This window comes from Collimonas sp. GW821-FHT02H07 (assembly GCF_059421505.1).
In genome coordinates this window covers 103,838-127,137 of the sequence record NZ_JBWKVC010000003.1, presented here as the reverse complement: position 1 = coordinate 127,137, position 23,300 = coordinate 103,838, and the positions used below count along the sequence as shown (strand labels likewise).

Here is a 23,300-nt window from a genome sequence, read left to right as displayed (position 1 = left end):
TCAGTTTCGCTTACACCGGGGTTTCCTGCATGCGCCCGTGACGGATGCGCAGCGCGCTGATGATGGTGGCAAGCAAGGTTGCGCTGGCGGCAAGCCAGAGCGACAGATGCACTGCGCTGGCGTCGAGCTGGGCGGTGCTGGCGCTGGCCTGGGCGATGCTGGTGGCGGCCAGCACCACGGCAACCAGCGCCGCGCCCAGCGACTGCCCGAAAGTGCGGGCAATCGCCAGCACGCCGGAGGCGGTGCCGCTGCGCGCGCGCGGCGCGTTGCTCAGCATTTCACGGTTGTTGGGACTTTGAAAGAAGCCGAAGCCGAGCCCGCAGACGAAGGCGCGCCACAGGATGTCCGGGATCGAGGCGTGTTCGCCGAGGCAGGCCAGCAGCACCAGGCCGATGGTCAGCACCAGCAGGCCGCAAGTCGACAGCAGCGCCGCCGAGTAGCGATCGGCCAAGCGGCCGGCAATCGGCGCCGTGATGGCGATGGCCACCGGCCAAGGGGTGAACAGGGCGGCGGAGAGCAGCGGTGTGAAGCCGTAGGCGCCCTGGAACAGGAAGGGTAATGCAATAAAGGCAATGCCCTGGCCAACGAAGGAGCAGAGCGAGGTGGCGACCGCCATCGAAAAGCGTTGTGATGCAAAAATATCAAGCGGCAGCAGCGGCGCTGAATATTTCCGTTGTCGGATAATAAACAGAATGATCGCAGCCAGCGCAATGCCGCCTAATAACAGTTCCTTGGCCCGGCTGTCGTGGCGCGACAAGCCGTCCACCGCCATCACGAAAGTACCCAGGGCGACCGCCGAGAGCAGTGCGCCGGTGGCGTCGAACTTGCCGCCGCGGCCGGGATCGCGCGGCAGCACGCGCCGCGCCAGCAGCAAGGTAACAATCCCGATTGGCACGTTGACAGCGAACAGCCAGGGCCAGCTCAGCACTGACAGCATCAGGCCGCCGATAGCCGGCCCGGCGGCGGTGGAGGAGGCTACCACCAGCGCATTGACGCCCAGCGCCGTGCCCAGCAGCCGGGTCGGGAAGATGTTGCGGTACAGCGCCGGGCCGATGCTCATGGCGGCAGCGCCGCCCAGGCCTTGCAGGAAGCGCATGCCGTTGAGGACGGGCAGCGACGGCGCCAGGGCGCAGCCCAGCGACGCCAGGGTAAATACCAGGATCCCGCTCATATATAGCCGGCGGAAGCCGAACACTTCGCCGATCGAGGCGAACGCCACCATGGTCATGGCGCCAGCCAGGATATAGGCATTGGCTATCCAGACCGCCGCCGCCGGATCCACCTCCAGGCTGCGCGCGATCATCGGCAGCGCGACGTTGACAATAGAGCCGTCCAGCACGGTCATGCTGGTGCCCAGGATCATGACGATAATCGCCACCCGCCGCGCCGCGCCGGGCAGGCCGTCGTCTTCCGGCATGTCGCCGAACAGCTGGCTCATAGAGGCAGAACGCGCGGCATAGCCGCAACACTTGATTGGAGGAGAGGCAAGATAAGCACGTTCGGATGGGAGAATAGGGAGAGACAGATAGGCCGGGGCCGAAGCCGGGAATTATTACATGAAGCGCAATTTCATGCAGGCGGCCAGCCGGCCGTTTGCCGATGGAGAAACACAACAGGCAGTATTTTTCCGCGCACCGGCGGCTGCCGGGAGCGCTGTTTGATGTATAATTCGAATTTCCCGCATGTGCCGTTCGGCACCTTCTGTAATGACTAAGTTTGTATTTGTTACCGGTGGCGTTGTCTCATCCCTTGGTAAAGGGATTGCAGCCGCCTCACTCGCCGCGATTTTAGAATCACGCGGCCTTAAAGTCACCCTTCTTAAACTCGATCCGTACATCAACGTCGATCCAGGCACCATGAGCCCGTTCCAGCACGGCGAAGTGTTTGTGACCGATGATGGCGCAGAGACCGACCTCGACCTCGGCCACTATGAGCGCTTCATTACGGCCAAGATGAAGAAGGTGAATAACTTCACCACAGGCCAGATCTACGAATCGGTGATCCGCAAGGAACGCCGCGGCGAGTACCTGGGCAAGACGGTGCAGGTCATTCCGCACATCACCAACGAAATCCAGGATTACATCTACCGCGGCGCCGAAGGCTTCGACGTGGCGCTGGTGGAAATCGGCGGCACCGTCGGCGATATCGAATCCCTGCCGTTCCTGGAAGCGGCGCGTCAGCTGAGCTTGCGCGCCGGCCGCAAGGCGGCGGCTTTCGTTCACCTGACGCTGGTGCCGTACCTGGTGTCGGCCGGTGAGCTGAAGACCAAGCCGACCCAGCACAGCGTGCAAAAGCTGCGCGAAATCGGTATTTCACCGGATGCCTTGCTGTGCCGCGCCGACCGTCCGATTCCTGACGACGAACGCGCCAAGATTTCGCTGTTCTCGAACGTCCAGGGCGACGCCGTGATCTCGGTGTGGGACGCTGACACCATCTACAAGATCCCGCAAATGCTGCACGACCAGGGCCTGGACGCGATCGTCTGCGAAAAGCTGGGCCTGTCGCCGAAGCCGGCCGATCTCTCGGTCTGGACCAAGCTGGTGCACGCGCTGGAAAATCCAACCTACGAAGTCACCATCGGCATGGTCGGCAAATACGTCGACCTGACCGAATCGTACAAGTCGCTGACGGAAGCCTTGCGCCACGCCGGCATCCATACCGGCAGCCGGGTCAACATCGAATACCTGGATTCGGAAGAAATCGAAGCCACCGGCACCGGTCCGCTGGCCAAGTACGATGCGATCCTGGTGCCTGGCGGTTTCGGCAAGCGTGGCGTGGAAGGCAAGATTGCCGCTGCCCGCTTTGCCCGCGAAAACAAGATCCCTTACCTCGGCATCTGCCTCGGCATGCAAGTTGCGCTGCTGGAGTACGCCCGTAACAAGGCCGACCTGCCGCACGCCAATTCGACCGAATTCGATGCCCAGACCGACCAGCCGGTAGTGGCCCTGATCACCGAATGGCAGAACCACGACGGCAAGGTGGAGCTGCGCGACGTCAACTCCGACCTGGGCGGCACCATGCGCCTGGGCGCGCAAACCTGCGACATCAAGCCGGACACCCTGGCCGCGGAAATCTACGGCCCGACCGTGACCGAACGTCATCGTCATCGCTATGAAGCCAACAACCATTACCTGGAGCGCATCGAAGCGGCCGGGCTGGTGGTGTCGGCCCGCACGCCGACGGAAGACCTGTGTGAAATCATGGAACTGCCGCGCACTGGCGACAACGCCCATCCTTGGTATGTCGGCGTCCAGTATCACCCGGAATTCAAGTCGACCCCGCGCGATGGCCATCCTTTGTTTATTTCGTTCATCAAGGCTGCGCTGGCGCACAAGCAAGCCAACACCGCAGCTGCGTAAGGAAAGAACATGAAACTTTGTGGTTTTGATATCGGTCTGGATCAGCCGTTTTTCCTGATCGCCGGTCCGTGCGTGATCGAATCGCGCCAGATGGCGCTCGATACCGCCGGCACATTGAAAGAGATCACCAGCGCGCTGGGCATCAATTTCATTTACAAATCGTCCTTCGACAAGGCGAACCGCTCATCCGGTTCGTCGTTCCGCGGCCTCGGCATGGAAAAAGGGCTGGAGATCCTGGCCGACGTCAAAGCGCAAATCGGCGTGCCGGTGCTGACCGATATCCATGAAATCGATGAAATCAAGCCGGTGGCGGCGGTGGTCGACGTCTTGCAGACGCCGGCTTTCCTGTGTCGCCAGACCGACTTCATCAATGCTTGCGCGCAGTCCGGCAAGCCGGTGAATATCAAGAAGGGCCAGTTCCTGGCGCCGCACGACATGATCAACGTCATCGCCAAGGCGCGTGCCGCGGCGCGCGAAGCCGGCCTGCCGGAAGATAATTTCATGGCCTGCGAACGCGGCGCCTCGTTCGGCTACAACAACCTGGTGTCCGACATGCGCTCGCTGGCGATCATGCGCGAAACCGGTTGCCCGGTGGTGTTCGATGCTACCCACTCGGTGCAGTTGCCGGGCGGCCAGGGCAGCACCTCCGGCGGCCAGCGCGAATTCGTGCCGGTGCTGGCGCGTGCGGCGATCGCCGTGGGCGTCTCGGGCGTGTTCATGGAAACCCATCCGAATCCAGCCGAAGCCAAGTCGGACGGCCCCAATGCGGTGCCGCTGGGACGCATCAAAGAATTGTTGTCGACCATGATAGACCTGGACCGGGTCGTCAAAAAGAATGGCTTTATCGAAAGCAATTTCGGTTGATTGCTTGGGGGGACGGTATGGGACTATATAGCTGCCGCTATACAAGTAAGTGGTGAAGCTTGAACCTTGTCCCCGCAAATGGTTTTAATATCGCGCATATTTTTATTTGATAGGGAAATACATGAGTGCAATCGTTGACATCATTGGCCGCGAAATTATTGATTCGCGCGGTAATCCGACTGTAGAGTGCGACGTCCTGCTGGAATCCGGCGTGATGGGCCGCGCGGCTGTGCCGTCCGGCGCATCCACCGGTTCGCGCGAAGCGATCGAGCTGCGCGACGGCGACAAGAGCCGTTACGGCGGCAAGGGCGTCCTCAAAGCCTGCGAGCATATCAACACTGAAATTTCCGAAGCCATCATGGGCCTGGATGCCAGCGAACAAGCGTTCCTGGATCGCACCCTGATCGATCTCGACGGCACTGAAAACAAGGGCCGCCTGGGCGCCAACGCCATGCTGGCGGTGTCGATGGCGGTGGCCAAGGCCGCTGCTGAAGAAGCCGGCCTGCCGCTGTACCGCTATTTCGGCGGCAGTGGCGCGATGCAGATGCCGGTGCCGATGATGAACGTCATCAACGGCGGCGAACATGCCGACAACAACCTGGACATCCAGGAATTCATGATCATCCCGGTCGGCGCACCGAGCTTCCGCGAAGCGCTGCGTTACGGCGCCGAAGTGTTCCACGCGCTGAAGAAAATCCTGCACGACAAGGGTCTGTCGACCGCGGTCGGCGATGAAGGCGGCTTTGCGCCTAACCTGGCCAGCCACGAAGAAGCGCTGAAGCTGATCATCCAGGCGATCGAAGCCGCCGGCTATGAGCCAGGCACGCAGATCGCCCTCGGCCTGGATTGCGCCGCCAGCGAATTCTACAAGAACGGCAGCTATGTCCTGGCCGGCGAAAACATGACGCTGACCGGCGCCCAGTTCACCGGCCTGCTGGCGTCGTGGTGCGACAAGTACCCGATCATCAGCATCGAAGACGGCATGGCGGAAAACGACTGGGACGGCTGGAAACTGCTGACCGAAACCCTCGGCAAGAAGATCCAGCTGGTGGGCGACGACCTGTTCGTCACCAACACCAAGATCCTGAAAGAAGGCATCGACAAGGACATCGCCAATTCGATCCTGATCAAGATCAACCAGATCGGCACTTTGACCGAAACTTTCGCTGCGATTGAAATGGCCAAGCGTGCCGGCTACACCGCAGTGATCTCGCACCGTTCGGGCGAGACTGAAGATTCGACCATTGCCGATATCGCGGTTGGCATGAACGCCTTGCAGATCAAGACCGGCTCGATGTCGCGTTCTGACCGCATGGCCAAGTACAACCAGCTGCTGCGTATCGAAGAAGACCTGGGCGACGTCGCCAGCTATCCTGGCCGTGGCGCGTTTTATAATCTGAAGTAATCAAGCCGGGGTGGGCATCAGTGTCCGCCCCGATTTACATACAAGACAGTAGAGCCAAGCCCGAAACGATGCGCCTGATTGCCATTTTCCTGACTGCCTTGCTGATACTGGTCCAGTACCCACTGTGGCTAGGCAAGGGCGGCTGGCTGCGCGTCTGGGATATGGATCAGCAGGTGCATGCCGCGCATGACAAGCTCGACGAGCTGAAAGCGCGCAACGCCAAGCTGGATTCGGAAGTGCATGATTTGAAAGAAGGCACCGGCGCCGTCGAAGAACGGGCACGCACTGAGCTGGGCATGATCAAGCAGGATGAGATCTTTATCCAGATCCTCGATCCGAACGGCAATCCGGCCGATGCGCCGGCGCCGCCGAATGCGGAACTGACCGCGGTGGAGAAGACGGTGGCGGTTGCCGTGCCGGATGAGCGAGGCAAGAAGCCGCAGCACTGATATATCGAATTTTGCGGGCAGCTCGGCAAGAGCGCCCGCTGCATCAAGCCACGGCGCTGCATTATGTTGAATAATGCAGCGCCGTTTTGTTTTAGTGCTTGCTGGTCCCGGTAGTCAGCAGCGCCTCGACCGGCGCTTCCGTAGCGAACAGGTGAGCGCAGTCCACTTTGTCGAATTCATAATGCTGGCCGCAGAAATCGCAATCCACCGCCAGCTTGCCCAGATCCGCCAGGGCTTCCTCGATTTCGGGCTTGCCCAGCATTTTCAGCATGTTGCCGACTTTCTCGCGCGAACAGTTGCATTGGAAACTAGGCAGCTGCGGCTCGAACACGCGGATATTTTCTTCCCAGAACAGGCGCCGCATCAGGGTCTGGATATCGGTCGTCAGCATTTCTTTCGGCTGCAGGGTGCCGCCCAGCGCCATGAAGCGGTTCCATGTTTCCAGGTCGTCGTTGACCGGCGCATCGATGCCGCCGTGATTCGGCAGTTTTTGCAGCAGCAGGCCGCGCGCCACCTTGCTGTCCGCGGCCAGCCAGAGCTTGGTGTCGAGCTGTTCCGAGCGCAGCATGTAGTTTTCGATGACGGTGGCGACGCTCTCGCCGTCCAGCGGCACGATACCTTGGTAAGGCTTCTGGCCTGGCATCTTGTCTTGCGGATCAAGTGTAATGACGAAACGTCCCTGGCCGTTCAGGTTGACCAGCTGCGACATGCTGGCGTCGTCGTCGATCACCGCATCCGGCGCCAGCTTGGCGGTGGCGCGCATGTGCAGTTGCGAATCGCACTCGGCCACCAGCAGGCGGACCGGGCCGTCGCCGTGGATCTGCATGACGATGACGCCATTGAATTTCAGATTGGCGGACATCAAGGCTGCGGCCGCCATCATTTCACCCAGCAGCGTCGTCACCGGCTGCGGATAATGATGATGGGTCAGCACCTGCTGCCAGGTCGCGGACAACTCTACCAGCTCGCCGCGCACCGCGGCATTCTCCACCATGAATTTCTGCAGCGAGTCGCTGGCAGCGTCGCTTGTTTCCAGCATTGTTGTTACGTCCATATCTTTATCCAGTGTTTTTCTGTTGATTGACTGCTTTATTGCTTGCGGATTATCCGATTTGCTTGAGCCCGGTCTTGTACTCCTGGCCGCGCGCGACATAGTGGCTGGCGTTGCCGGCCAGCGCGGCGACATCCTGTTCGCTGAGGATGCGCACCACTTTGGCCGGGGAACCGATGATCAGCGAATTGTCGGGGAATTCCTTGCCTTCGGTGACCAGCGCGCCGGCGCCCACCAGGCAGTTCTTGCCGATCTTGGCGCCGTTCAGGATCACGGCCTGGATGCCGATCAGGGCGCCGTCGCCAATCGTGCAGCCATGCAACATTGCCTGATGTCCAATGGTAACATTCCTGCCTATCGTCAACGGGAAGCCCATGTCGGTATGCAGCGTACTGCTTTCCTGCACATTGCTGCCCTGGCCAACCGTAATCAATTCATTATCGCCGCGGATGGTGACGCCGAACCAGACGCTGGCGTCGGCTTCAATCTTCACCTTGCCGATCAGGTTGGCGGACGGCGCGATATAGGCCGATGGGGCGATGTCGGGGGCATGCTCGCCCAATTGGTAGATAGCCATAAGTTATGTAAAATACGCTCCGTAAAATGCTGGATGCCGTTAATTAATGTCAGTAGATATGTCCGTAATCCGATTTTTCAACCGTACCGTCATTTTACCGTCCCTGACATGAACCAGCCGTCCGATTCTTGCCTCGCCCTCGCCATTGACGCCAAGGCGGAGCTGCGTACGCTCGCCCTGCAATGCCTGTGCGAGGCAGACGTCGCGGCCAAGGTTGCCGCGGTTGAGGCGATGGCAGCCGCCTGGGACAATGGCGGCATGACACTGGCTGCGGACGCAGTGCTGAGCGCCGTCGCTGCCATACCGGGGCGGCCGTTGCTGCCCGCACTGGTGCCGCCGCGCGAGGTAAAGCATCGCTCCATGGCGACAGTGGAAGGGCGCGCCGCCATGATCCATGCGCTGGCGCATATCGAATTCAACGCCATCAACCTGGCGCTCGACGCCATCTGGCGCTTTGCCGGCATGCCGTCTGAGTATTATGCCGACTGGCTGCGGGTGGCCAGGGAAGAAGCTTATCATTTCAGCCTGCTGGCAAGGCATTTGCAGGCCCTGGGCTATTCCTACGGCGATTTCTCCGCGCACAACAGCCTGTGGGAGCTGACGGAAAAGACCAGTGACGACATCGTCGCCAGGATGGCGCTGGTGCCGCGCATGATGGAAGCGCGCGGGCTGGATGCTTCGCCGCGCACCCGCGCCAAGCTGGCGCAGGCCGGCGACGAACAGGCGGCGGCGATCATCGACATCATCCTGTGCGATGAGATCGGCCACGTGGCCATCGGCAACCGCTGGTACGGCTGGTTGTGCCAGCGCCGCCAGCTGGAGCCGCTGGCAGCTTTTGCTGCCCTGGCCGTGCAATACAAGGCGCCGATCTTGCGCGGCCCCTTCAATCTGGAGGCGAGGAGGGCGGCCGGGTTTTCCGAGCAAGAACTGCTGGCCCTGCAACAGCAGGAATAAAAAAAGCCGCCCAGCTGGACGGCTACTTTTACTTTGTGGTTAGTGGTACCACTTGTGTTTGCCGGCGGGGACGGCGATTTCCGCCATGTTCACCAGCCTGGTGCCGGCGATGCGGTCATGCAGGAACTGGCGTTCGGGATCCAGGTAAATCGTCATGGCCCAGAGGGTGAAATTGGCGGCCGGCACCCAGACCAGCATCCAGGTGTGCGCGCCCAGCGCCCAGGCCAGCGCCAGCCCTGGCAGAAACCAGCACCAGCTCAGCAGGAAGCGCAGCGCCGCGCGCCCGGCCTTGACCGCGCTGCCATCGCGCTTGACCAGCCGGATGCGCCAGGTTTTCATGGCCAGGGTCTGGCCGCCATGGCTCCAGCACCAGACGAAATACACAGTCAGCACCAGGAACAGCCAGGCTTGCTGGGCATGCCGCAGATAGAGGGCGTTACGCTGCTGCAGCAGGGTGGAAAAAATCCAGCCTGAAATGAACAAGATGCCGAATAGCAGCATGGCTTCATACATCATGCTGCCGAAACGGCGTTTCAATGACGGGGTCTGCTGCGCGCTGGCGAGCGCAGGGGTGACGGGCGAAGCGGGCGCGTTCAAAATGCTTATTTGGCGGCGGGCGCAACGGCCGGCGCCGGTGCAGCGATTGCCGCCGGCGTTGCGGCTGCCGGCGCCGGCGGAATCACTGCGGTTTGTTCCGCACCTGCCGGCGGCGCCAGTTTGACCGGGGCGGACGGCTTGTTCTTGTTCAAATTGGCCGGCGGCATGGTGGTCACGCGCTTATGCGGCGGCGTGGCTTGTTCGGCCAGCTCTTTCTTTTTTTCTTCGGAGAGTTGCTGGTATTGCTGCCAGCGCAAGGCTCTCTGTTCGGTATCCAGTTTGTTGGCGCGCGCATAGTTTTCACGCGCAATACGCCGCTGTTCCGGTGTCAGGGTGACCCAGCCGCGCATCCGGGCTTGCAGTCTGTCTTGTTCGGCAGGGGTCATGTTGACGTAGCGGCCACTGATCTCCAGCCACTTTTTGCGGGTGGTCGGCTTCAGTTTGTCCCAGTCGGGGGCCAGCGGCGCCAGGATGTGCTGCTGCACGGCGGTCAGCTCAACCCAGTTGGGCACGGCATTGCCGACCACCTTGGTCATCTTGGGGAGGTTGACGTGCGCCTCGTTGGCGCTGGCAGCGAGCGGGGCGGCATGGGTCGGCGTCACCGGTCCGACCACCGCCAATACGGCGCCGCCAGTGATCAGCAACGCAAACGCAGCGCCGATCAGGCGCTTGGCGCGGCCGCTCAGCTTGCCGGCCGTGGCCTTGCGCTCACTCGGACGGGGAGAAGTGGTCAAAGTCATTGCTCTTGCTGCGTACTGTCTTGCTGCGGTTCCGGCTGCTGCGCCAGGTAGGCACTGAAGCCGCGGTCCAGATAGGCCGATGGCGGCAGTTCATCCGACAACACGGCAGCGTCGATATCGGCTGCGGCGGCAATCCGGTGCTGCTGCTCGAATTGATACAAACCTGCCAACAGCACCACGCCGGCCAGGATGGGCGCAGCGACGCCGATGCGCGTCAGCCAGGACAGCGGATCATTGAAAAAATTACCCGCATGGCCGGCCAGCACGCCCTGGCGCGCCAGGACACGGGTCGGAGCGTCTTTCTTCTTGCGCGCAAGCGCAGCCTGGCGCGCTGCGGCCAGGCGATCGACCGCCGGCGCCGGCAGGTTGTCCAGGTTTTCATTCAGTGCATGCCGCACCTTGAAAGCGAAGTTGATTTGTTTGTGGTTCATAAGCTGATTCCTTTGGCCTTGAGCGACAGCGCCAGAGTGTGCGTTGCGCGAGAGCAGTGCGTTTTTACGCTGCCTTCCGAGCATCCCATTGCGGCCGCGGTCTCGGCAACATCCATGTCCTCCCAATAACGCATCAGGAAGGCTTCCCGTTGACGCGCCGGCAGCTTCTGTACTTCCTGGTCGATGATGTTGAGGATTTGCTCACGTTCCAGCTTGTTGGCGCTGGACTCCGTAGCCTGCGAATCTTCCGGCGATTCGAAGGTTTCCAGCACATCATAGTCCTCATCATTGGCGTTGTTATGCCCCATGCTGGAAAACAGGCTGACCCAGGTGTTGCGGACTTTTTCCCTGCGGAAATAGTCGTGTATGGTGTTCTGCAGGATGCGCTGGAACAGCATCGGCAGCTCGGCGGCCGGCTTGTCGCCGTATTTTTCGGCCAGCTTGATCATGGCGTCCTGGACGATGTCCAGCGCCGATTCATCCTTGCGGACGGCATATACCGCCTGCTTGAAAGCCCGGCGCTCGACATTTTCGAGGAAGTCGGAAAGTTCTTTATCTGTGGCCATGCTGTGCGGCGGATTCGGTCATTGACGGGCTACTTAAGGGCTACTGCTTTGGTTCAAGATACTGTTTCACTACATTGTCATGCTGACGGAATACGGCCACGCCTGGAGCAGGCCCCGGTGTCGACTCGTTGGCGCCAGCCGCCCTTGGCCTGTGTCTGGAATTGTTTCGGCCATTACCTTGATAAACAATGGCTTACGATTAATTTCAAGACTGGCCGAATGCTAGCAAAAAAGGCGGGTGTTGTGGGCAAAACTACAGCAAAAGACATGATTTAAAACGGATTTGATGTAATTGGGCTTGACCGAAATGAAACTACGCATTATGGTAGCTATCCGCCTCAGCATCCTGGGGTGTGACTAAAGCCTTTCGCTGACGACCCAAGATGTTGTTCAACGAACAGGCATGCTGCATATTTGTAAGCTGTTTGCTCTAACCCGTGCCACAAGCGCGAGAATCAGGCGACAACGTAAGCAGGAATTTCGGCCGAACGAGTAGCGTTTAGCGCCATTTTGAATCGTATCTACGGCTACGCAACGGAATGACGTGATCGCACAAAAAAGGGACGCCGTAGCACTGATACGCTTCGCCATTTCGTCAGGAAAGAGCATCCGATCAATTTCCAATGGACCTTGAAAGGATCTAGTAAATGAGCAAAGACACAAACTTGCCTGTCACCGGCGCGGAAATTCTCGTGCGCTGCCTGGCGGAAGAGGGAGTCGAACACGTGTTCGGTTATCCCGGTGGCGCTGTGCTGTATATCTACGACGCCATTTTCCAGCAAGAAAAATTCCAGCATATCCTGGTACGTCATGAGCAAGCTGCGATTCACGCAGCCGATGCCTATTCCCGTAGTTCGAACAAGGTTGGCGTGGCCATCGTCACGTCCGGCCCCGGCGTCACCAATGCGGTGACCGGCCTGGCCACGGCCTATATGGACTCGATCCCGATGGTGGTGATTTCGGGTCAGGTGCCGTCCTACGCGATCGGCGAAGATGCGTTCCAGGAATGCGACACAGTCGGCATTACACGCCCGTGCGTCAAGCACAACTTCCTGGTCAAGGACGTCAAGGATTTGGCGGCCACTATCAAGAAGGCTTTCTTTATCGCCAGCACCGGCCGTCCCGGTCCCGTGCTGGTGGATATCCCAAAAGACATCACCATGCACCGGCACGTCTTCGAGTATCCGAAGGAAATCGAGATGCGTTCGTACAAGCCGGTGGACAAGGGCCATTCGGGCCAGATCCGCAAGGCGGTGCAGCTGCTGCTGACGGCGGAACGGCCGATGATCTACGCCGGCGGCGGCGTGATCCTGGCGAACGCCTCGCCGGAGCTGAACAAGCTGGTCGACCGCCTCGGCTATCCGTGCACCACGACACTGATGGGCTTGGGCGGCTACAAGTCGTCGAGCGACAAGTTCGTCGGCATGCCGGGCATGCACGGCACCTACGAAGCCAATATGGCGATGCAGAACAGTGACGTGCTGATCGCCATCGGCGCCCGTTTCGACGACCGCGTGATCGGCAATCCGAAGAATTTCTCTTCGGTCTCGCGCAAGATCATCCATATCGACATCGACCCATCGTCGATCTCCAAGCGCGTCAAGGTGGATATCCCTATCGTCGGCAACGTCAAGGATGTGCTGCAGGAACTGCTGGCGCAGCTGGACGCTTCGGAGACCAGGCAAAATACGCCGGCCCTGTCCAGCTGGTGGAAGCAGATCGAGGAATGGCGCGGCCGCGATTGCCTGAAGTTTACCGATTCGAAAGAAGTCATCAAGCCGCAGTCCGTGGTGCAGAAGGTCTGGCAGATCACCGACGGCGATGCGTTCATCACCTCCGATGTCGGCCAGCACCAGATGTGGGCGGCGCAGTACTACGGCTTCGACAAGCCGCGCCGCTGGATCAATTCCGGCGGTCTCGGCACCATGGGCGTCGGCCTGCCGTACGCGATGGGCGTGCAGATGGCCAACCCGGGTGCGACGGTGGCCTGCATCACCGGCGAAGCCTCGATCCAGATGTGCATCCAGGAACTCGCCACCTGCAAGCAATATCATTTGACGCCGAAGATCATCCTGCTCAACAACCGCTTCCTCGGCATGGTCCGGCAATGGCAGCAGATCGACTACGGTTCGCGTTATTCCGAGTCCTATATGGATTCGCTGCCGGACTTCACCAAGCTGGCCGAATCGTTCGGCCACGTCGGCATGAAGATCGAGAATCCGGCTGACGTCGACGGCGCGCTGAAGGAAGCATTTGGCATGAAAGACAGGCTGGTATTCATGAATTTCATCACGGATCAAACCGAAAACGTCTGGCCGATGGTCAAGGCGGGCAAGGGCTTGACTGAAATGCTGCTCGGTTCGGAGGATCTGTAATCATGCGCCATATCGTTTCTGTACTGCTGGAAAATGAAGCCGGCGCGCTGTCGCGCGTGGTTGGTCTGTTTTCGGCCCGCGGCTACAACATCGAGACATTGACGGTCGCACCGACCGAAGATGCGACCTTGTCACGCATGACCATCGTGACAAGCGGTTCGGATGACGTGATCGAACAGATCACCAAGCACCTGAACCGTCTGATTGAAGTCGTCAAAGTGGTCGACCTGACCGAAGGCGCGCATATCGAACGCGAGCTGATGCTGATCAAGGTGCGCGCGGTCGGCAAGGAACGCGAAGAGATGAAGCGCACCGCGGATATTTTCCGCGGCCGCATCATCGACGTCACCGACAAGTCCTATACCCTGGAACTGACAGGCAACAAGGGCAAGCTGGATGCGTTCATCGATTCGATCGACCGTGCGGCGATCCTGGAAACCGTCCGTACCGGCGGCTCCGGCATCGGTCGCGGCGAGCGCATTCTCAAAGTTTAAGCAAACAGTAAATAAGACAGCGCGCTGAGACGCTCAGCGCAATTCACATCAAACATCAAACATCAAATTACATATATAGGATTAAAAATGAAAGTTTTCTACGACAAAGACAGCGACCTCTCCCTGATCAAAGGCAAGAACGTTGCCATCATCGGTTACGGTTCGCAGGGCCACGCCCATGCACAAAACCTGAATGACTCGGGCGTGAAAGTCACCGTCGGCCTGCGCAAGGGCGGCGCTTCGTGGGACAAGGCAAAGAACGCCGGCCTGAACGTGGCCGAAGTCAACGATGCCGTCAAAGCTGCCGACGTCATCATGATCCTGCTGCCGGACGAAAACATCGCCCAGGTTTACGCAGAAAACGTTGCGCCGTTCGCCAAGCAAGGCGCCACGCTGGCGTTTGCCCACGGTTTCAACGTCCACTACGGCCAAGTCGTGCCGCGCGCCGATCTCGACGTAATCATGATCGCACCTAAGGCGCCAGGCCACACTGTCCGCGCGACCTACACCCAGGGCGGCGGCGTGCCGCACCTGATCGCGGTTTACCAGGACAAATCCGGCAGCGCCCGTGAGATTGCCCTGTCGTACGCAACCGCTAACGGCGGCGGCCGTGCCGGCATCATCGAAACCAACTTCCGCGAAGAAACCGAAACCGACCTGTTCGGCGAGCAAGCAGTTCTGTGCGGCGGCGCGGTTGAACTGATCAAAGCTGGTTTCGAAACCCTGGTGGAAGCCGGCTATGCTCCGGAAATGGCTTACTTCGAGTGCTTGCACGAACTGAAGCTGATCGTCGACCTGATCTATGAAGGCGGCATCGCCAACATGAACTACTCGATCTCCAACAACGCTGAATACGGCGAATATGTCACCGGCCCGCGCATCGTTACAGAAGCGACCAAGGACGCGATGCGTCAGTGCCTGAAAGACATCCAGACCGGCGAATACGCGAAGAGCTTCATCCTGGAAAACAAGGCTGGCGCACCGACCCTGATTTCCCGTCGTCGTATCACTGCCGAGCATCAGATCGAGCAAGTTGGTGAGCAGCTGCGCGGCATGATGCCCTGGATCAAAAAGAACAAGATGGTCGACCAGTCGAAGAACTAATCAGGGCTTGGTTGTTTTGAGGTCAGGCATCATGCAGCAAGCGCCTGCATGCGCTTGCTGGGCCGGACGGCGCAAAGCAGTGCTTTGCGAAACCCCGTCCAGCCTGCCTTGGATCAAAAAGAACAAGATGGTTGATCAGTCGAAGAACTAATAGCCTTTCTCTGATCGAAAGCAAAAAAGGACGGCATTGCTGTCCTTTTTTGCTTTCTTGACCTGCATCCATACATTGTTTAGATTGTGCCATCGCCAATCACCCGACGCATCTAGGAAATATGGCAACAAACGCTATAAGCAATAAATTCGGCAAGCCCGACCGCGGCTGGCGCGAGCGCCTGTACACGATCATTTTCGAAGCCGATACCGAAGCAGGGCGGCGTTTCGACACAGCCTTGCTGATCATTATCGTCCTCAGCGTGGCGACGGTCATCATCGACAGCGTCGGCGCCGTGCGTGCGCGCGAATATGCGGTCCTGAATGTTCTCGAGTGGACCTTCACGGCCTTGTTCACCATCGAATACGTGGTGCGCCTGCTGTGCGTCAAGCGGCCCTTGCGTTACGCCCTGAGCCTGTTCGGCATCATCGACCTGCTGTCCATCCTGCCGACCTACCTGGCGATCCTGCTGCCGGAATTCCATTTCCTGATCGACGTCCGTCTGCTGCGCATGCTGCGCGTGTTCCGCGTGATGAAGCTGCCGCGCTACTTCGACGAGTCGCAGGTGCTGTGGCAGGCGCTGCGCAACAGCCGCCACAAGATCCTGGTGTTTCTCGGCGTGGTGCTGATCATGAGCGTGATCCTGGGCACCATCATGTATGTGATCGAAGGGCCGGAAAACGGCTTCACCAGCATCCCGGTCGGCATGTACTGGTCGATCGTGACGCTGACCACCACCGGCTACGGCGATATCCATCCGAAGACGCCGATGGGCCAGCTGATCACTTCCTGCGCCATGCTGCTGGGCTACGGCATCATCGCGCTGCCGACCGGCATTGTCGGCGTCGAGCTGGCGATGACCATGATGAAGGGGACGCCGACCACGCGCACCTGCAGCCACTGTCTGACCGAGGGGCACGAAGCCGATTCGCTGTTCTGCAAGCACTGCGGTGAAAAGCTGGAGCCCTATCAGTATGACGCGGCCGCGGCCGGCGCCGACCCGTCCGCCAACCTGGCGGATTTCAAGGCGCGCATGGGGCTCAATGCGCACCGCGATCCGCCTCAAAAATAAGCTCACCTTGCCGCTCGCCGTTTTTGTGACCTTGCGTTTGAATCTAACAACAGGCAACATTGTGAGCGAACCAAATTGACAGAATATAATCGAAGGGTGGTCTGTAATTAATAATCCTTGGAGCGCACTGTCTGTAGCGCTCCTTTTTTTCTTGGAGAAAAATATGTCGCGATCACGCAAATTGATGTTGTCGTCCCTGCTGGCTGCCACCGGTTTTGCCGCACACGCTCAGGCGCCTGCGCCGACGCTGTCCAGCGGCACCCTGGTGATCGTGCCGGCCTACGGCGAAGTCAAGCACGCCAATGACCAGGTCAGGATCACCTTTAACGTTGAAGAGCAGGACAAGGACAAGGCTGCCGCGGCGTCGCGCGTCAACGTCAAGATGAAGCAGGGCACCGATATCCTCAAACGCCAGGATCCGCAAGCGATCCTGCAGACGCGCGGCTACTACACCTATCCGGTCTATCCGGAAGAGCAGCCGCAACCGCGCGGCAACGCCAACAAGCCGCGCCAGCCGACCGGTTGGCGTGTCGGCCAGTACCTCGACGCCACCACCACCAACCTCAACAACCTGCCGAAAACCGTGGCGGCGGCGCAAAGCGTGATGGGCCTGAACGGCTTGTATTTCGGCTTGAGCGATGCCACCAGCAAGAAGCTGGATGACCAGCGCATCGCTGCCACCTACAAGAACCTGACTGAGCGGATCGCCTCGATCGCCCATGCAATGGGCCGCAATCCTGCGGACGCCGTGCTGGACACCGTGGATTTCGAGGGTTCCGGCAACTATGCCCAGGAATCTTCGGCCGCACCGAAGGCCATGATGATGCGCGCAGCCTCTATGAATGATGCGGCGCCGGTGGAAGAGCCCAGTTTTGAGCCGGGCGAAACCACCCTGAATATGCGCGTGGTCGGCAAGGTCCGTTTCAAATGATGCGCTCCGCTGTCATTGGCCTGAGCCTGGCCGCCGCCGCATTGGCGCTGGCCGGCTGCAAGCCTTCGGCGCCGCCGCCGCAGATTTTCAAGACCCAGACCGATGCGCTGGAAAAGGCCAAAGGGGTGGAGAAGCAGTTGCAGGATGAGCAAGTCAAGCACAGCGCGGAGGAAGCAGAGCAGGAGAAATAGGCAAGAAGGGCTGGGCGACTATCTGCCTATGTCTGTTAGAGGCCGGGTCAAGCTACGCTAGCCCGGCCTTTCATTTCGCAGCGATCTGTCGATTTGTTGCGGTATGATCAATGTCTCTCTGACTATATTTACTCACGTCAATAAAATCGAGCGAGAAGCTTGGTCTTTTTATACAATGCCGAAGATCATCTAGTATCATGCTGACGGCCTGCAGCGTTGATTTGGCTTCCTTATCCAGTACTACATTGGGCGGCACGGCGGCTGGCATGGCTGATTTCCGGCCTGCAGTAATCGTTATGCGGCAGGTTACATTTAATCCCTGCTCGACTAGAATAGCCACGCTTTCCAATTTCCATCATTTACCAAAATAATCCGGAGTGCAGTTGAATAATTACCCCCATCCTATTATTGCCCGCGAGGGTTGGCCGTTTTTGGGCATCGCCTTTGCGGTCGCGCTGCTGATCACGTTTTTTTCCCTGGCATGGTCGCTGCCGTTCTGGATTATTGCCTTGTTCGTATTGCAATTCTTCCGTGATCCGGGCCGTGTGATCCCGCAAAATCCGGCGGCGGTGCTGTCGCCTGCCGACGGCCGCATCGTCGTGGTTGAAAAGACCATGGATCCTTACGCCAATCGTGAAGCCCTGAAGATCAGCGTCTTCATGAATGTCTTCAATGTTCATTCGAATCGCGCGCCGGTCGACGGCAAGATTGAAAAAGCAGAGTATTTCCCGGGCAAGTTCGTCAATGCCGACCTGGACAAGGCATCGGTTGAAAACGAGCGCAACGCCCTGGTGATCACTGCCGCCAACGGCCAGACCGTGACTTGCGTCCAGGTCGCCGGCCTGATTGCGCGCCGTATCCTGTGCTACGTCAAGGTCGCCGATGTCCTGGCGCGCGGCCAGCGCTACGGTTTTATCCGTTTCGGTTCGCGCGTCGATGTCTATCTGCCTTTGACAGCCACCCCCAAGGTTGCCGTCGGCGACAAGGTTTCCGCTACAGAGACCATCCTGGCCGAGTTTTAAACGCTGCCCCTTCAAGGCGCAGCTTGCAGGATTGTTTGCATAGTTGTTGTTTGTATGTTGTTTGTATTGAGTTGATTGAAACGGAACTTACATGGCCACATTCAAGCGCCGTAAAGCGAAGAGTAACGTCGCACAGTTCCCCAAAGCGTTGCGCCCGTACAAGAATCCCGAGCGCAGCGAATATCTGGACGAAGACGATATCAGCCCGCCGGCGCGGCGCCGGCGCGGCATCTACCTGCTGCCGAATGCGTTCACCACGGCGGCCTTGTTTTGCGGTTTCTATGCCATCGTGATGGCCATGAACCTGCGCTTCGACCAGGCTTCCATCGCGATCTTCGTGGCGATGGTGCTGGACAGCCTCGACGGCCGGGTGGCGCGTCTGACCAATACCCAGAGTGAATTCGGCGCCCAGTACGACAGCCTGTCCGACATGGTGTCGTTCGGCGCCGCACCGGCGCTGGTGGTCTACGAATGGTCCTTGCGCGGCATGGGCAAGCTGGGCTGGCTGGCGGCTTTCGTCTATTGCGCCGGCGGCGCCTTGCGCCTGGCGCGCTTCAACACCAATATCGCGGTGGTGGATAAACGTTATTTCCAGGGCTTGCCCAGTCCTGCGGCAGCGGCATTGGTGGCCGGTTTTGTGTGGCTGATGGACGACCTCGGCTTCCAGGGCACGTCGCTGAGCTGGGCGGCCTGGGCAATCACCTTGTACGCCGGCCTGACCATGGTCAGCAACGTGCCTTTCTACAGCTTCAAGGACATCAACCTGCGCAAGCCGATGCCCTTCATTGCGGCGTTCCTGGTGGTGCTGGGGCTGGTGGCGATTTTCAGCGATCCGTCAAAAGTATTGTTCGGCCTGTTCGTGCTGTATGCCTTGTCGGGCTTTGGCGTGTATTTCTGGCGCTGGTTCAAGGGCAAGCCGGTCAGCATCGTGCAGACGGAACTAGAGCACGACGATAAGGACTAAGGTAATGCCTGTGAAATATTGGTAAGGTTAAATGTTGTTAAACCTTGTGTTGCAAGCGGCACGGTAGCGAGGCTAGTGGCATCATCCTTTTTCAACTATTACTGGAGAAAAAAATGGGATTACTTTCTTTTATCAAAGATGCGGGTGAAAAGCTGCTGGGACACAAGCCAGAAGAAGTGGCGGCAGCGCCGAATGTCGAAGAACTGCAGAATGCCGCAGCTGACGCAATCAAGACCTACGTCGGCACCCAAGGGATTGATACCAGCAATCTGACGATCGCCTTCGATGCCGCTTCTTCCAGCGTCACCGCCAGCGGCGAAGCGCCGGACCAGGCAACCCGCGAGAAAATCATTTTGTGCTGCGGCAACGTCAAGGATGTCAAGGACGTCAATGACAACCTGACCGTCGCAGAAGCTGCCGACGAATCGCAATGGTATGACGTGGTCAGCGGCGACAACCTGTCGAAGATTTCCGCTCGTTACTATAATGGTGATCCAAACAAGTACCAGGTAATTTTCGAAGCCAACAAGCCGATGCTGAGCAGCCCGGACAAGATTTACCCAGGCCAGAAGCTGCGCATTCCGCCGCTTGCCTGATCACCGGCAACACCTGGCAGCCGCCCGCTTAGCCCCGGGCGGTTTTTTTACGCCTGCAATCTGGTTAATTTAAACCGCAAGTTGCCAAAGCCTTTAAAATGGAAGGTTCACAAGACCAATCTGGAGCACAGCATGGCAGCCAACTCGCCCGAAAAACTGATCATCTTCGACACCACCTTGCGCGATGGCGAACAATCGCCCGGCGCCTCGATGACCAAGGATGAAAAGATCCGCATCGCCCGCCAGCTGGAGCGCATGAAGGTGGACGTGATCGAAGCGGGGTTTGCCGCTGCGTCGCCCGGCGATTTCGAGGCGATCAAGGCGATCGCTGGCATCATCAAGGATTCCACGGTGTGTTCCTTGTCGCGCGCTAACGACAGGGACATTGCACGCGCAGCAGAGGCTCTACAGCCGGCGGAACGCAAGCGGATCCATACCTTCCTGGCAACTTCGCCGCTGCACATGGAAAAGAAGCTGCGCATGACGCCCGACCAGGTGTTCGAGCAAGCCAAGAACGCGGTGCGCTTTGCCCGCAAGTTCACCGATGACGTCGAGTTCAGCCCGGAAGACGGCAGCCGTTCCGACATGGATTTCTTGTGCCGCGTGCTGGAAGCGGTGATTGCCGAGGGCGCCACCACCATCAATTTTGCCGACACCGTCGGTTACGGCGTGCCGGAACTGTATGGCCACATGCTGAAGACCTTGCGCGAGCGGATTCCGAATTCCGACAAGGCGATCTGGTCGGTGCATTGCCATAACGACCTGGGCATGGCGGTGGCCAATTCGCTGGCGGGCGTCATGATCGGCGGCGCGCGCCAGGTCGAGTGCACCATCAATGGCCTGGGCGAGCGGGCCGGCAATACGGCGCTGGAAGAAATCGTGATGGCGGTGCGGACGCGCCGCGATTACTTCAACCTGGATATCGGCATCGATACCACGCAAATCGTGCCGGCTTCCAAGCTGGTGTCGCAGATCACCGGCTTTGCGGTGCAACCGAACAAGTCGGTGGTGGGGGCCAATGCCTTCGCGCATGCTTCGGGGATCCATCAGGATGGCGTGCTGAAGGCGCGCGACACCTATGAAATCATGCGGGCCGAGGATGTCGGCTGGAGCGCCAACAAGATCGTGCTGGGCAAGCTGTCTGGGCGCAATGCCTTCAAGCAGCGGCTGGAGGAGCTGGGGATTGCGCTGGAGTCGGAGACCGAGGTGAATGCGGCGTTTGCGCGTTTCAAGGAGCTGGCGGATCGCAAGTCGGAGATTTTCGACGAGGATATCATCGGGCTGGTGTCGGAAGAGCAGCAGTCGCATGATCAGGAGTTTTATCGTTTCGTGTCCTTGTCGCAGCATTCTGAGACTGGCGAGAAGCCTAGTGCGCAGGTGGTGTTTTCGATCGATGGCAAGGAGGCGGCTTGTGCGGGCGAGGGCAACGGGCCGGTGGATGCGATTGTGAATGCGATCGAGACCAAGGTGGCGAGCGGGGCGGAGTTGTTGCTGTTCTCGGTGAATGCGATTACTACGGGTACGCAGTCGCAGGGTGAGGTGACCATGCGTTTGTCCAAGTCAGGACGGATTGTCAACGGCGTTGGCGCGGACCTGGATATCGTGGTGGCATCGGCCAAGGCCTATCTGTCGGCGTTGAACAAGCTGCATTCCAAGTCAGAAAAACTGAATCCGCAGCTGTAATCACGCACCTGCGCAGTCAAATGGGGTCAGTTTTTTTTCGCGGTTTTTGCGGAAATTACTCTGACCCATTTGACGTTCTACGGAGTGAGGGCGGTGGCGCGCTACGAACGGTTAGTGCGTAAATAAAATGTTCGCTACTCCGTGGATGCTTGCCGGGGGTAGCCCGGCAGCTACTTACTTTCTTTTGCTTCGCCAAAAGAAAGTAAGCAAAGAAAAGGCGACCGCAAAGCCGTTGCCCTCCCTGCGGTCGGGTCCCCAAATCCGGCGCGTATCAGCCGGGTGAGGGGCAAAACTCGCCTTCGGCTCAAACATGCCCCTCACAATTCCCGGCTGACACGCGCCGGATTTGGCAACGTCTCAATGCGGAACACGTCAAAAGCAACGGCAACGGCAACGTCAAAAGCAACTCCAACGGCTACAACACCAGACTCGCTATTTTTTTACTTCAGGCCGATGCTCGCTCGATTGCAGCTGCGCCCACAAGCGCGCCAGATAAGGATCCTGGAAGCCTTCCTTGAGCAGGCCTTCGAGGGTGTTGCGCAGGTATTCCTTGGCTGGGCCGTAGAGGCCGCAGGCGTCGCGCAGGTGGGAAACCACTTGCAGGTCCGGCAGGCGGCCGGTGTAGCTGTTGTGGTTGCGGTTCATGACGAAGGCCAGGGCCTTGATGCGGGGGCCGTGCTTGTCTTTCAGTTGCATGGGCAGCCAGCGCGGCAGGTAGGCGCCGGTCAGCATTTCGCGGCGCCATAGCATTTTCAGTTCGGTTTCTATGCTGACGGCGGGAATGCGGAAGGCGACGCCCTGGCAGGATCCGCCGCGGTCCAGTCCCAGCACCAGGCCGGGATTGTCCCAGGTGCCGCGGTTGATGCGCGAATACAGGTAGAAACCGCGGTGATAGCCGTACAGCTTGGCGGGTACGCGCTCGCTGTGTTCCACCATCGGATTCCAGATCAGCGAACCGTAGCCGAACAGCCAGACGTCGCCGTCGGGATCCGGCAGCGACGCCAGCGCGGCGCGCCATGACGCCTCCAGCGCTGCTTCCGACAACAGGGCGGAGGCAATCGGGGTGTTATCCAGGATGGTCCGCAGACGGTCCTGTTCAAGGTCTTCACGGGTGATGCTCATGCCTACAGAATAAAGCAGATCGGCATTGCGCAACAAGTGCTTTGCCATATCGAAACCAACAGTCGCAACAGTTGTGGTTGCTTGTTGATAAATCAGCATAGTTCAGGTGCGGGAGTGCGCCGCCGCCAGCGTTGCCAGAGCGTCGCCAGGCGGGTTTCCGCCGGCGCAATCACCAGGCAGGCGGCGCGTTCGGCGCTGCCTGCTTGCAAGCGCACCCAGCCGCCCCGTTGCAGCATGTGGCATTCGCCCTCGGCGATGACGGTGCGACCGGCGAGCGTGATGCCGGTCAGGCATTCCTCTGCTGCCGCAATCAGGATATTGCCCCGCATGGAGACGATCGCCGTGCCGCGGCTGGCATGGAACAGGGTGCTGCTGTCGCGGTTCAGGCTGAGAGTGATATTGCCGGCAGGGCTGTCCATGGCGTTTTCCAGAGTCAAGAAGATGACTCAAGCGTAACTGCCCATGCGGCGCTGAAACAGGCACAGCAGTCGGCAGAATGCAACGCAACAGCGAGCGCTTTAACCATCTGTTGCTGTCCATTTTGACTTATTCTGTATCTGTTCCGTTTCCCGCAAATGCACCACACTGGTCCACTCCGTCAC

25 protein-coding genes are annotated in these 23,300 nt (G+C 59.3%); 15 read left to right on the top strand and 10 right to left on the bottom strand.

All coding sequences use genetic code 11. The features are described 5' to 3' along the window. Window positions 1-10: 10 nt before the first annotated feature. Entirely contained in the window at window positions 11-1,438 is a 1,428-nt protein-coding gene (locus tag AC07V8_RS06700; protein ID WP_494679543.1) for an MFS transporter, read from the bottom strand. Between the two features lie 268 nt (window positions 1,439-1,706). On the opposite strand from AC07V8_RS06700, the gene pyrG reads away from it, so the two are divergent. The 4 genes from pyrG to ftsB all read left to right on the top strand — a co-directional run bounded on the left by pyrG (window position 1,707) and on the right by ftsB (window position 6,077). Further along, on the top strand, window positions 1,707-3,359 hold the full coding sequence (pyrG, locus tag AC07V8_RS06695; protein WP_494679542.1) for a CTP synthase: 1,653 nt from the start codon (window positions 1,707-1,709) through the stop codon (window positions 3,357-3,359). A gap of 9 nt (window positions 3,360-3,368) precedes the next feature. Beyond that, complete coding sequence (gene kdsA, locus AC07V8_RS06690) at window positions 3,369-4,223, top strand: 3-deoxy-8-phosphooctulonate synthase (RefSeq protein WP_211445099.1); 855 nt, start codon at window positions 3,369-3,371, stop codon at window positions 4,221-4,223. Window positions 4,224-4,344: 121 nt separating this feature from the next. Beyond that, entirely contained in the window at window positions 4,345-5,628 is a 1,284-nt protein-coding gene (gene eno / locus AC07V8_RS06685) for a phosphopyruvate hydratase (RefSeq protein WP_211445100.1), read from the top strand. Between the two features lie 68 nt (window positions 5,629-5,696). Beyond that, on the top strand, window positions 5,697-6,077 hold the full coding sequence (gene ftsB, locus AC07V8_RS06680) for a cell division protein FtsB (protein WP_098493421.1): 381 nt from the start codon (window positions 5,697-5,699) through the stop codon (window positions 6,075-6,077). A gap of 91 nt (window positions 6,078-6,168) precedes the next feature. Here ftsB and hslO read toward each other — a convergent pair whose 3' ends face one another. Together hslO and AC07V8_RS06670 are read right to left on the bottom strand one after the other, a co-directional pair. Continuing rightward, window positions 6,169-7,131 (bottom strand): Hsp33 family molecular chaperone HslO, encoded by a 963-nt coding sequence (gene hslO / locus AC07V8_RS06675; RefSeq protein ID WP_494679541.1) that lies wholly within the window; start codon window positions 7,129-7,131, stop codon window positions 6,169-6,171. A gap of 49 nt (window positions 7,132-7,180) precedes the next feature. Beyond that, window positions 7,181-7,705 carry a gamma carbonic anhydrase family protein gene (locus AC07V8_RS06670; RefSeq protein ID WP_494679540.1) on the bottom strand — a complete coding sequence of 175 codons (525 nt, stop codon included), beginning with the start codon at window positions 7,703-7,705 and terminating at the stop codon, window positions 7,181-7,183. Window positions 7,706-7,813: 108 nt separating this feature from the next. Between AC07V8_RS06670 and AC07V8_RS06665 the strand changes: the two genes are divergently transcribed. Continuing rightward, a complete protein-coding gene (locus tag AC07V8_RS06665) occupies window positions 7,814-8,659 on the top strand; it encodes a ferritin-like domain-containing protein (RefSeq protein ID WP_494679539.1) in 846 nt (281 codons plus the stop codon). 39 nt (window positions 8,660-8,698) lie between these two features. Here AC07V8_RS06665 and AC07V8_RS06660 read toward each other — a convergent pair whose 3' ends face one another. From AC07V8_RS06660 to AC07V8_RS06645, 4 genes are all read right to left on the bottom strand, one after another. Beyond that, on the bottom strand, window positions 8,699-9,196 hold the full coding sequence (locus AC07V8_RS06660; protein WP_494679538.1) for an RDD family protein: 498 nt from the start codon (window positions 9,194-9,196) through the stop codon (window positions 8,699-8,701). 65 nt (window positions 9,197-9,261) lie between these two features. Next, window positions 9,262-9,996, bottom strand: coding sequence for a DUF3106 domain-containing protein (locus AC07V8_RS06655; RefSeq protein WP_494679537.1), 735 nt, complete (start codon window positions 9,994-9,996; stop codon window positions 9,262-9,264). Beyond that, the gene (locus tag AC07V8_RS06650) at window positions 9,993-10,427 is read right to left on the bottom strand and encodes a DUF3619 family protein (RefSeq protein ID WP_494679536.1); all 435 of its coding nucleotides are present in this window, start codon (window positions 10,425-10,427) and stop codon (window positions 9,993-9,995) included. The genes AC07V8_RS06655 and AC07V8_RS06650 overlap by 4 nt, the downstream gene beginning before the upstream one ends. Continuing rightward, window positions 10,424-10,993: an RNA polymerase sigma factor gene (locus AC07V8_RS06645; RefSeq protein ID WP_061942403.1), complete on the bottom strand. Its 570-nt coding sequence runs from the start codon at window positions 10,991-10,993 to the stop codon at window positions 10,424-10,426. Before AC07V8_RS06645 ends, AC07V8_RS06650 begins: the two co-directional genes overlap by 4 nt. Window positions 10,994-11,640: 647 nt before the next feature. Here AC07V8_RS06645 and AC07V8_RS06640 point away from each other — a divergent pair. The 6 genes from AC07V8_RS06640 to AC07V8_RS06615 all read left to right on the top strand — a co-directional run bounded on the left by AC07V8_RS06640 (window position 11,641) and on the right by AC07V8_RS06615 (window position 17,311). Further along, a complete protein-coding gene (locus tag AC07V8_RS06640) occupies window positions 11,641-13,368 on the top strand; it encodes an acetolactate synthase 3 catalytic subunit (protein ID WP_494679535.1) in 1,728 nt (575 codons plus the stop codon). 2 nt (window positions 13,369-13,370) lie between these two features. Next, entirely contained in the window at window positions 13,371-13,862 is a 492-nt protein-coding gene (ilvN, locus tag AC07V8_RS06635) for an acetolactate synthase small subunit (RefSeq protein ID WP_014005248.1), read from the top strand. Between the two features lie 87 nt (window positions 13,863-13,949). Next, window positions 13,950-14,966 (top strand): ketol-acid reductoisomerase, encoded by a 1,017-nt coding sequence (gene ilvC / locus AC07V8_RS06630; protein ID WP_494679534.1) that lies wholly within the window; start codon window positions 13,950-13,952, stop codon window positions 14,964-14,966. A gap of 272 nt (window positions 14,967-15,238) precedes the next feature. Then, complete coding sequence (locus tag AC07V8_RS06625) at window positions 15,239-16,189, top strand: ion transporter (RefSeq protein ID WP_494679533.1); 951 nt, start codon at window positions 15,239-15,241, stop codon at window positions 16,187-16,189. 163 nt (window positions 16,190-16,352) lie between these two features. After that, window positions 16,353-17,120 (top strand): SIMPL domain-containing protein, encoded by a 768-nt coding sequence (locus tag AC07V8_RS06620; RefSeq protein ID WP_494679532.1) that lies wholly within the window; start codon window positions 16,353-16,355, stop codon window positions 17,118-17,120. Beyond that, entirely contained in the window at window positions 17,117-17,311 is a 195-nt protein-coding gene (locus AC07V8_RS06615; protein ID WP_494679531.1) for a hypothetical protein, read from the top strand. Before AC07V8_RS06620 ends, AC07V8_RS06615 begins: the two co-directional genes overlap by 4 nt. Before the next feature lie 70 nt (window positions 17,312-17,381). Here AC07V8_RS06615 and AC07V8_RS06610 read toward each other — a convergent pair whose 3' ends face one another. After that, window positions 17,382-17,651 (bottom strand): hypothetical protein, encoded by a 270-nt coding sequence (locus tag AC07V8_RS06610; RefSeq protein ID WP_494679530.1) that lies wholly within the window; start codon window positions 17,649-17,651, stop codon window positions 17,382-17,384. Window positions 17,652-17,688: 37 nt separating this feature from the next. Here AC07V8_RS06610 and AC07V8_RS06605 point away from each other — a divergent pair, with 37 nt between their 5' ends. The 4 genes from AC07V8_RS06605 to AC07V8_RS06590 all read left to right on the top strand — a co-directional run bounded on the left by AC07V8_RS06605 (window position 17,689) and on the right by AC07V8_RS06590 (window position 21,576). Next, on the top strand, window positions 17,689-18,333 hold the full coding sequence (locus tag AC07V8_RS06605; protein WP_211445283.1) for a phosphatidylserine decarboxylase: 645 nt from the start codon (window positions 17,689-17,691) through the stop codon (window positions 18,331-18,333). A 91-nt stretch (window positions 18,334-18,424) separates the two neighbouring features. Then, on the top strand, window positions 18,425-19,297 hold the full coding sequence (gene pssA / locus AC07V8_RS06600; RefSeq protein ID WP_494679529.1) for a CDP-diacylglycerol--serine O-phosphatidyltransferase: 873 nt from the start codon (window positions 18,425-18,427) through the stop codon (window positions 19,295-19,297). A gap of 113 nt (window positions 19,298-19,410) precedes the next feature. Beyond that, window positions 19,411-19,893 carry a peptidoglycan-binding protein LysM gene (lysM, locus tag AC07V8_RS06595; RefSeq protein ID WP_494679528.1) on the top strand — a complete coding sequence of 161 codons (483 nt, stop codon included), beginning with the start codon at window positions 19,411-19,413 and terminating at the stop codon, window positions 19,891-19,893. Between the two features lie 132 nt (window positions 19,894-20,025). Further along, complete coding sequence (locus AC07V8_RS06590) at window positions 20,026-21,576, top strand: 2-isopropylmalate synthase (RefSeq protein ID WP_494679527.1); 1,551 nt, start codon at window positions 20,026-20,028, stop codon at window positions 21,574-21,576. 432 nt (window positions 21,577-22,008) lie between these two features. Here the strand turns inward: AC07V8_RS06590 and AC07V8_RS06585 are convergent, their stop codons facing one another. Both AC07V8_RS06585 and AC07V8_RS06580 read right to left on the bottom strand, forming a co-directional pair. Then, on the bottom strand, window positions 22,009-22,698 hold the full coding sequence (locus tag AC07V8_RS06585) for a gamma-glutamylcyclotransferase (protein WP_494679577.1): 690 nt from the start codon (window positions 22,696-22,698) through the stop codon (window positions 22,009-22,011). A gap of 92 nt (window positions 22,699-22,790) precedes the next feature. Continuing rightward, window positions 22,791-23,117, bottom strand: coding sequence for a hypothetical protein (locus AC07V8_RS06580; RefSeq protein WP_494679526.1), 327 nt, complete (start codon window positions 23,115-23,117; stop codon window positions 22,791-22,793). Window positions 23,118-23,300 lie beyond the last annotated feature (183 nt).